This window comes from Neisseria weixii (assembly GCF_042658245.1).
GTDB classification, from domain to species: domain Bacteria; phylum Pseudomonadota; class Gammaproteobacteria; order Burkholderiales; family Neisseriaceae; genus Neisseria; species Neisseria weixii.
This window is the reverse complement of the sequence record NZ_JBHSPY010000024.1, coordinates 26754-35630: the sequence shown is the minus strand read 5'-3', so window position 1 is coordinate 35630 and position 8877 is coordinate 26754. Positions and strand designations below refer to the sequence as shown.

At 53.7% G+C, this 8877-nt stretch carries 6 protein-coding genes; 4 read left to right on the top strand and 2 right to left on the bottom strand.

The window, feature by feature from the left end; genetic code table 11:
- A partial coding sequence (locus ACFPVS_RS10410; protein WP_378595743.1) for a hypothetical protein occupies nucleotides 1-185 on the bottom strand: 185 nt, incomplete at its 3' end.
- A 101-nt stretch (nucleotides 186-286) separates the two neighbouring features.
- On the opposite strand from ACFPVS_RS10410, the gene ACFPVS_RS10405 reads away from it, so the two are divergent.
- The 3 genes from ACFPVS_RS10405 (at nucleotide 287) to mscL (ending at nucleotide 2080) form a co-directional block, all read left to right on the top strand.
- Nucleotides 287-610 carry a hypothetical protein gene (locus tag ACFPVS_RS10405; RefSeq protein WP_123804976.1) on the top strand — a complete coding sequence of 108 codons (324 nt, stop codon included), beginning with the start codon at nucleotides 287-289 and terminating at the stop codon, nucleotides 608-610.
- Nucleotides 611-620: 10 nt separating this feature from the next.
- Nucleotides 621-1406: an enoyl-ACP reductase FabI gene (gene fabI / locus ACFPVS_RS10400; protein ID WP_096294433.1), complete on the top strand. Its 786-nt coding sequence runs from the start codon at nucleotides 621-623 to the stop codon at nucleotides 1404-1406.
- Between the two features lie 233 nt (nucleotides 1407-1639).
- A complete protein-coding gene (gene mscL / locus ACFPVS_RS10395; RefSeq protein WP_096294434.1) occupies nucleotides 1640-2080 on the top strand; it encodes a large conductance mechanosensitive channel protein MscL in 441 nt (146 codons plus the stop codon).
- A 320-nt stretch (nucleotides 2081-2400) separates the two neighbouring features.
- Here mscL and hslO read toward each other — a convergent pair whose 3' ends face one another.
- On the bottom strand, nucleotides 2401-3312 hold the full coding sequence (gene hslO / locus ACFPVS_RS10390) for an Hsp33 family molecular chaperone HslO (RefSeq protein ID WP_123804977.1): 912 nt from the start codon (nucleotides 3310-3312) through the stop codon (nucleotides 2401-2403).
- A 796-nt stretch (nucleotides 3313-4108) separates the two neighbouring features.
- On the opposite strand from hslO, the gene ACFPVS_RS10385 reads away from it, so the two are divergent.
- Nucleotides 4109-8877: beta strand repeat-containing protein (locus tag ACFPVS_RS10385; RefSeq protein ID WP_378595742.1), on the top strand; the 4769-nt coding region annotated here is incomplete at its 3' end.

Sequence of the window (8877 nt, the reverse complement as noted above, 5' to 3'; positions counted from 1 at the left end):
ATACGGACGGGAAACACGTCTGAAAATGAAAAAACGGTTACCTGATTGTTCAGGTAACCGTTTGGATGGGATGGCCGGTATTTCGCAAAGGTCTCGGGCTGTTTGCGCGCACTTTTAGCGGCTTTGGAGCCGGTGCTCGGTTTTATCCGCAATGAACCCGGCTTATCCGGTTCGTTTATGGGCATAGCGGCCTTCTTGCCGTTGCCGGTATTTTCACTGTGTTCGCCTTTGACTGCAAGTTGGCGCCTTGTTTTGGCATTGAAGACGCGTTAATGGGTTCATCGTATTGATGATGGAGGGCATGGCGCAGGCAGTGGGCTATCTGATTGCAATTGGCCGGCCTTTAGGTATGGGCGTGTTGTATGACGTATTCGGTTGGTGGTCGGTATCAATGGATATTCTGACTGACTTGATGGCAATAGAGTGCCTGCCGGCTTGGTTTGCCGCTATCCGAAAACGCTGTCGCAAATGCAGCGGCATTCGTAGGCAGTCTGAAAGTCATTGGATTGTTTTTTATTTCAAAACAACGGCTTTTTGCTATAATGCTTCGTTTAACATCTTCGCTTTCCGGTTGGGTGAAAGCGGTGAACAGTGCAACACCACACTTTAAAGGATAAAAAATGGGTTTTTTGCAAGGTAAAAAAATTCTGATTACCGGTATGATTTCCGAGCGTTCGATTGCTTACGGTATTGCCAAAGCGTGTCACGATCAAGGTGCGGAATTGGCATTTACTTATGTTGTGGATAAATTGGAAGAGCGTGTGCGAAAAATGGCCGCTGAATTAGGCTCTGATTTGGTCTTCCGTTGCGACGTCAACAACGATGCCGAAGTAGAACAGGTATTCGCCGATTTAGGTAAAAGCTGGGAAGGATTAGACGGCTTGGTACACGCCATCGCCTTTGCACCGAAAGAAGCGTTGAACGGCGACTTCCTTGACAGCATCAACCGCGAAGCCTTCAATATTGCGCACGAAACTTCTGCCTACAGCTTGCCGGCCTTGGCAAAAGCGGCCCGCCCGATGATGAAAGGCCGCAATTCTGCAATTTTGGCATTAAGCTATTTGGGTGCCGTGCGCGCGATTCCGAACTACAACGTCATGGGTTTGGCTAAAGCCAGCTTGGAAGCCGCTATCCGCTTTACCGCTTCGGCTGTCGGCCGCGAAGGCATCCGTTGTAACGGTATTTCTGCCGGTCCAATCAAAACCCTGGCCGCTTCCGGAATTGCCGATTTCAGCAAATTGCTGAGCCATGTGGCCTCGCAAAATCCGCTGGGCCGCAACGTGACCATCGAAGAAGTGGGCAACGCTGCCGCATTCTTGCTGTCGGACTTGGCTTCGGGCATCACCGGTGAAATCACTTATGTCGACGGCGGTTACAGCATCAATGCCTTGAGCGTCGGAGAATAACCAATCCGCATCGGATGATGATGGGAAGGCCGTCTGAAAAATGGTGTAAAAAAGGTACACTGTTTTTTTTCAGACGGCCTTTATTCCAAATGAACGGTATGGCTGTCTGCTTTTTTTGCGGATTATACAAAATTTAACCTATATAAAACAAATTTAACACATAAGCCGCTATCATCGCTGCCTGTCCGATACAATGTTAAAAATTTTTTTACACTTATATTTAGGAGTTTGTTATGTCTATTGCATCAGAATTTAAAGAATTCATCATGCGCGGTAACGTCGTGGATCTGGCTGTCGGTATGGTTGTCGGCACGGCGTTCAGCGGTATCGTGAAATCATTGGTTGACGATGTAATCATGCCGCCTATCGGTATTCTGATCGGCGGTGTGGATTTCTCGAACCTGTTCATTACTTTGAAAGACGGTGTTCCGCCGGCAGGTGAAGCCGGTTACGCCACTTTGGAAGCGGCCAAGGCCGCCGGTGCGGTAACTCTGAATCTCGGCCTGTTCATCAACACCATCATCAGTTTCCTGATTGTCGCTGCGGCTATTTTCTGCGTAGTGAAATTGTTGAATTCAATGAAAAAAGCCGAAGCTCCTGCTGAAGAGGCACCGGCTGAGCCATCTGAAGAAGTATTGTTGTTGCGCGAAATCCGTGATTCTTTGAACAAATAATCACTCGTCCGAATGATGCGAAGGCCGTCTGAAAGATTTTCAGACGGCCTTTCAATTGGGAAATATACGGATAACACCGTGTGCCGAAGCAGGCCGATATTTTATGGAACGGTTGAAGCCTGAAAACAATCCGTACCGTCCTTCATGTGCCGGCAATCCGATCATTGGATTAATAAGCCAGTGAACCATAAAAGGCTTTGGTTCAGGATGTTGTGCCGCATACGTTTGCATGACCATGCGGTCAGCCGCTTAAAAACATTTTGCAAAACAGCAGGCCGTCTGAAACTTCAGACGGCCTGCTGTTTTGCGTGGGGTTGGATTTACTGAATCCGCTGCGCTTCCTGGCGGACAGCGGAGACGACGTTTGCGCCGAACAATGCATTGACATCAGTTTCGTCGAACACATATGTTTCATGACAGAAATCGCAGTCGACAGCAATACTGCCCTGCTCTGCCACCACGCCGCCGACTTCTTCACCGCCCAGCATCAGCAGCATGTCGCTAACTTTTCCGCGCGAGCAGGTGCAGGCGAATTCAATGCTTTCAGGTTCGAACACACGCGGCGGCGTTTCGTGGAACAGGCGGTACAGCACATGCTGCGCGTCCAACGTCGAAAGCTCGCCGTCGGTTACGGTTTGCACCAAAGTACTGATGCGGTTCCATGCGTCGGTATCGGTTTCTTCTTCCGGCAGGCGCTGTATCAGCAAACCGCCGGCGCCGGTGTCGCAAGCGGCCAGCACGATATGTGTGTCGAGCTGCTCCGAACGCGTCATGTAGTTCATCAGCATTTGTGCAATGCTGCCGCCTTCCAACGGCACCACACCTTGCCATGGCTCGGCATCTTTCGGTTGGAGGGTCAGTACAAATACGCTGCTGTCACCCAATAAATCAGTCAGGCCCTCATCGTCGGCGATGTCGGCGTGTTCGTCCCAACGGGCGGTAGCGCGCACGGTTTGCTCCGAAGACGCTTCCGCCACCAGCATTTTCAGGCGGCCTTGCCCTTGCACCTGCATAATCAGCGTGCCGCCGGTTTTCAAATTGCCCGATAACAATGCGCCGGCGGCCACGAGTTCGCCCAAGGCGCGGCGGATGGCGGCAGGGTAGTGTTTCTGCCGGGTAATGTGCTGCCAAACGTTTTCCAAGCGGACATGCAGGCCGCGCACCGGCATACCGTCAAAAATAAAGCGCGTGCGGCAGTCGTCACTGCTTGGGGAAAGAACCTGTCGTGTCATCATATATTCGGCTCCAATGGTTCGGATAATGTTCCGGCACACAGGACTGCACATAAAGCGCAGCCCTGTGTGCCCCCTGATTCTACCGCCCTGAACGGCGGGGTTCCAACCATTAAGGAAATTTTGATAAAGAATATGGCCGATATGGTTGCACAACGGCATAAATCAAGACCGTCTGAAAAATACAGCGCCGTACGCGGCATACCCGCCCGATATGCACGCAGTTGCCGATAAGGGAAAACAGGCCGCAGTATCTGCCCAAGGCCTTTTGAAACGGCATCACGGATAATATCGGAACAATCATATCAAAAAACATATCGGAAAAGCGGCCCTTCCGGAAAAACAAATACGGTTGAATCATAAATATATGTTTATAAAAAACCGGGTCGGAAATGAAAATGTCGCCGATCGGGTTTTTGACTGCGCCTCCGTTTCGGCCAAACCGTTTCCGGTACGGTATCGGTAAAAATATCGGTATGGCGTAAAAAAATGGCATAAAAATTGCAAGAGAAAAACATCGGATTGTACCTGAAAGCCGCAGCGGAATGAACGGGATACCCAAAACAAACGGTATAAAATCAAGATAACCGAAGATTTAAATCCGTACGGAAACTATCGTAATACGAAACATCAACCTTCGTAATTTGTCGCAATGTGACAATTAACGGCAGGTTGGAAAAGCGGCAAAACAGTGCCGTACAAGTGCCGCGGATGGCCGGAAAATCCAAAATTTTTATTTTTTATAGGGCTGTACTTTTATGTGCAGTCCTGTGTTGAAACATTTGAAGAGGCAAAAATGAATAAAACCTACCGGGTCGTTTACAATGAAACCACCAATACCTATACCGCCGTGGCCGAAATTGCCGCAGCAAGGGGCAAGTCTTCCAAATCATCGGTTGCGGCTGCCGCAGACGCAACCGCCGTACGGGGTGTAATGAAAGCCGTCGGTACGGTCTTGCTGCCGGCGGTGTTGATGTTGGCGTCGGGCGGTGCATATGCTGAGGCTACTACTACCGGGCAGGTCGGAACGGGTATTGCCATCGGTACCGGCACGACTGCCGGTACGACCGCAACAACGGCCACATGGTCGGATTCGGATATCGCCATCGGTAAAAATGCGACGGCTGCAGGTGGGATCGACGATAAGGTTCCTGCCAATCAGATTGCCATCGGTACCAATGCAAATGCAGGGGACAACAAAGGTGCAATTGCGATTGGTGGGAATGCAAAGGCTGGCGGAGGAGGCCTTGGCTCTACACCAAGCATAGGAGCGGTCTCGCTTGGTTTGAATAGCCAATCAAAAACAAATTCTGCCATTGCCATCGGCAATGAAGCAGCTGTGCTAAGCGGAATAGGGGCAATTGCGATTGGTGGAAATGCACAAGTCGATGAGATGAAACCGGGGGATACGAAGACGAGAACGGGGTCGACACACGCTTCCTACAAAAATCCGTTTACGCCCCTTAGTGAAAATGATGACGGAACGACTCTGTTGAGCAATTCGGATAACACAAAATCATCACTTTCTACTGCTTCTACCGTTATTGGTAGAAATGCGTATTCCACGTCATCAGGTGTGGCGATCGGAGACAATGCGCGTGTATCACGGGTTGAGACCAGCGGTACGGCAAACCGCGGTTTGGGCGTAGCGATCGGTGCGAATGCCTGGTCGCAGGGCGGCGGCGTGGTCATCGGTTCGTCGGCCACAAGCGAACAAATCAATGCCGTAGTCATTGGCCGCCAGGCTGTGGCAAAAGGCAGTGCGTCGCAGGTGATCGGTGTTGCTGCGGCCTCGGTCGGCGACCGTTCGGTTGCCATCGGCCATTCGGCCACTTCCGTAGGGGAGCGTTCGATCGCCATCGGCGGTTCCGCTTCCAATGAAAAATATGATGCGGATAACAACGCCAGAAGCGAAGGGCACAACTCAATTGCCTTGGGTTCCAAAGCGCGCGTCGGCAACAGCTTCGTAATGCCGACACGGGTCAACAGGCCGACTGCGGACGAACTGAAGGCATGGAATGCCGAAATTAGTGCTGAAGCCGACCGAGTCGGCGTATTGACGGAAAATTCCATCGCCGTCGGTACCGATGCGGCCGTCAGCCCGGCTGCCGGCGCGACGGCAGCCAATGCCATTGCCATGGGTAAGGCGGCGGCCGTTTCCGCCGACGGCGGCAGCGCCATCGGTAAAGAGGCGGCGGCATTAGCCGTCAATGCGGCGGCGCTGGGCACGTCGGCAAGCGCGGCAGGTGAGGGAAGCCTTGCCTTCGGTTATCAGAGCAGTGCGGCCGGGCAGGACGGCGTTGCCGTCGGCACTTCGGCTGCGGCAACGTTGGAAAGCGACGTGGCAGTGGGCCGTTTGGCCAAAGCCAACAGTAAAAACCTGTCCGGTGCCGTCGGTGCCGTCGCCTTCGGCAGCCAGGCCATGGCCGACGGTTATAATGCCGTCGGTATCGGTACCAATGCGGTAAGCGAAGGTAATTCGGCTATCGCGGTAGGCGGTACGGCCACAGGTGTGGGCGCGGTCAACGTCGGTTATCAGGCGCGCGCGACTAAAAATTCGGCGGTCTCCGTCGGATATTATGCGCAGGCTGTTGAGAGCAACGCCACGGCAGTCGGTACTCAGGCCCAAGCCACCCAGACCGGTGCTTTTGCCGCCGGTGCGGGTGCTATTGCCGGCGGATACGGCGCGGTGGCGGCAGGTATGCAGTCGAATGCCGCCGGCGAACGGGCCGCTGCATTGGGTGAGAGAGCCTCCGCTTCGCAAAATGATACGCTGGCACTCGGTTCCGGCGCGAATGCCGCGCATGATAATGCGGTGGCGCTGGGCAGCGGTTCGGTAACCGCAGATCCGGTAGCTACCGGCTTTGCAACCATCAACGGATTGAAGTACGGCACGTTCGCCGGAAACTCTGCCCAATCCACCGTCAGCATAGGCAGTTCCGGTGCAGAGAGGACATTGACCAATCTGGCGGCCGGCCGCATATCCGCTACCAGCACCGACGGCATCAACGGCAGTCAGCTTTACGCCACCAACGCCGCGCTGGGCAATCTGGCCAACAGTATTAAAAACAGATTGGGTGGCAATGCCCGGCTGCTGCAGGACGGCAACCTGACGATGAGCGATATCGGCGGCAAACAGGGTAGTTTCGGCAGCACCGTGCACAATGCTATTCTGGCTTCACAAGAGGAAGTGCTAAAAGGCACCAATATCAGCAGCGTTCAGACAAGTGTAGGCGTTAACGGGCAGAATATCTATACCGTCAATGCCGACGGCACCAGCGTCAGCGGAACGGGTGCGGTAACGGTTACCCGCGGCAGTAAGAACACGACAACCAATATCACCGATTACGCCGTCGACCTCTCCGCCGCGGGCAAGGCTTCTTTGGCCAAAGCCGACAGCGCAGTGCAAAGCCTGACGACATCGGTCAACGGCACGACTGCAGAAACATTGAACAGTACCAACAGCGACATCAATTTTGTCAACGGCAACGGCACCACCGCCCGCACCGCCGGCGGTAACATCACTTTTGATGTCAATACCTCCGCGCTTACCGTCAACAACGGACAAGTCACCGCCGGTACTCAGGGAAACGCTTTCGCTACGGCAGCCGAAGTGGCGAAGGCTATCAATGCTTCGGAAAAGACCACTACCGTGGCGGCGGGCAGAAATACCCGCGTACAGGCACCTGCGGTTAAGGGCAATAACACCGAATACACCGTGGATGCCGACAAAACCACCGTCAGCGCGGCGGCAGGCGGAATGGTCAAAGTAACGGCGGGAGCCAAGGACAACACCACGCTTGTTACCGACTATGCGCTGGATCTGTCCGATAACGCCAAAGCCGACATCAGCCAAGGTGTGGCCGCAAAAAACAAAGTGGATTCTGACGGTCTCACGTTTACCGGCGACAGCGGCCGCACCAATATCGAAAAACTGGGTTCTGCCGTTGCGGTCAACGGCGATAAAAACATCGCCACCGAAGCGGCCGGCGATAAGATAAGCATCAAACTGAAAGACGATATTACCGTCGGCAGCATAACGGCAACTACCGTAAAGGCCGGTGACAGTACGCTCAATTCAGACGGCCTGACCATCAGCGGCGGCCCGGGCGTAACCAAAACGGGTATTGATGCCGGAAACAAACCGATCACCAACCTGCAGAGCGGCGGAACGACTGAAACCAATGCGGCCAATATCGCCGATGTGAAGAATGCGGCGACAGTGGTTACCTCCGCCAACAACAGCGTTAAGGTCACCAAAACCGCAAGCGGTTTGCAGAATACTTATGATCTTTCTGTGGCGACAACCGCTTTGGACACTACCAAGGGGCAGGTCGGCACGCCGGCCGCTCCGGATTCCTACGTGACCGCAGGAAATCTGGCGGCTACAATCAACAGCGCGGTTGCCTCTGCGAAAGAAAAAGTGGAAGCAGGCACAAATATCGTTTCGGTAGGCAAGGCGGAAGATGCGGGTACCGGAGCGGTGACCTATACCGTCAACGCTAAAGGGACGACGGCTTCTGTAGCACAGGGCGACCCATATCTGGAAGTTGCGCAATCCGACAAAGGCGGCAACGTTACCGACTACCGATTCGGGCTGACTCAGGCGGCTAAAGACAGTTTGGGCAAAGCCGACAGCGCGGTGCAGAACTTCAATATTGCAGTAAACGGCGGTCAGGTTCAAACCGTTTCCGACGGCGGTAGTGTGAAGTTTGTGAACGGTACGGGAACGACTGCGGCCTACGGTACGGACGGCATCCGTTATTCCGTGAACAAAACCGGGTTGGCGGCCGATGCGGCGGGTAATGTGACCGCCGGTACTGCAGGCGATAACTTTGCCACCGCCGAAGACGTGGCCAACGTTATCAACCAAGCAGCGGAACGTACCGAAAAAACCACTACCGTGGTAAAAGGCAGCAATACACACGTTCGGGGAACAGTAAACGGCAACAACACCGAATATGCCGTCAGTGCGGATAAAACGACGGTATCGGTGAGCAGTGCGCTGGTCAAAACCGAAAGCACGGCAGCCGATGCCAATGAAGCGGTAACCACCGACTATGCCCTTGACCTGTCGCAAACCACCAAAGACGACATTAAAAAAGGCGTGGATGCAAAAGAAACCGTTGACAACAAAGGCCTGACCTTTACCGGTAACAGTGGCAGTACCAATATCGAAAAACTGGGTGCTACCGTTGCATTTGAAGGCGGCGACAACATCACCACCGAAGCGGCGGGCGATACGGTTGCCATTAAGCTGAACAAAGACATCACGCTTGACAGCGTTACCGCAGGCAATACCGTTCTGGATCAGAACGGCATAAGAAACGGCGATACCGCCCTGACTTCGGACGGCATCAAAGTCGGCGGCAATACCCTGACCAACGCGCCCATTACGGTGGGCGGCAACACGGTAGCCAATGTCAACGAAGCCATCAGTAAAACTGCCGAGCAGGCGTTCAATCCACTGACTTTTGCAGGCGACAGCGGTACGGAATTTACCCGCAAGCTGGGCAGCAAAATAAATGTGAAAGGCGGCGCGGACGAAGCCAAACTTTCAGACGG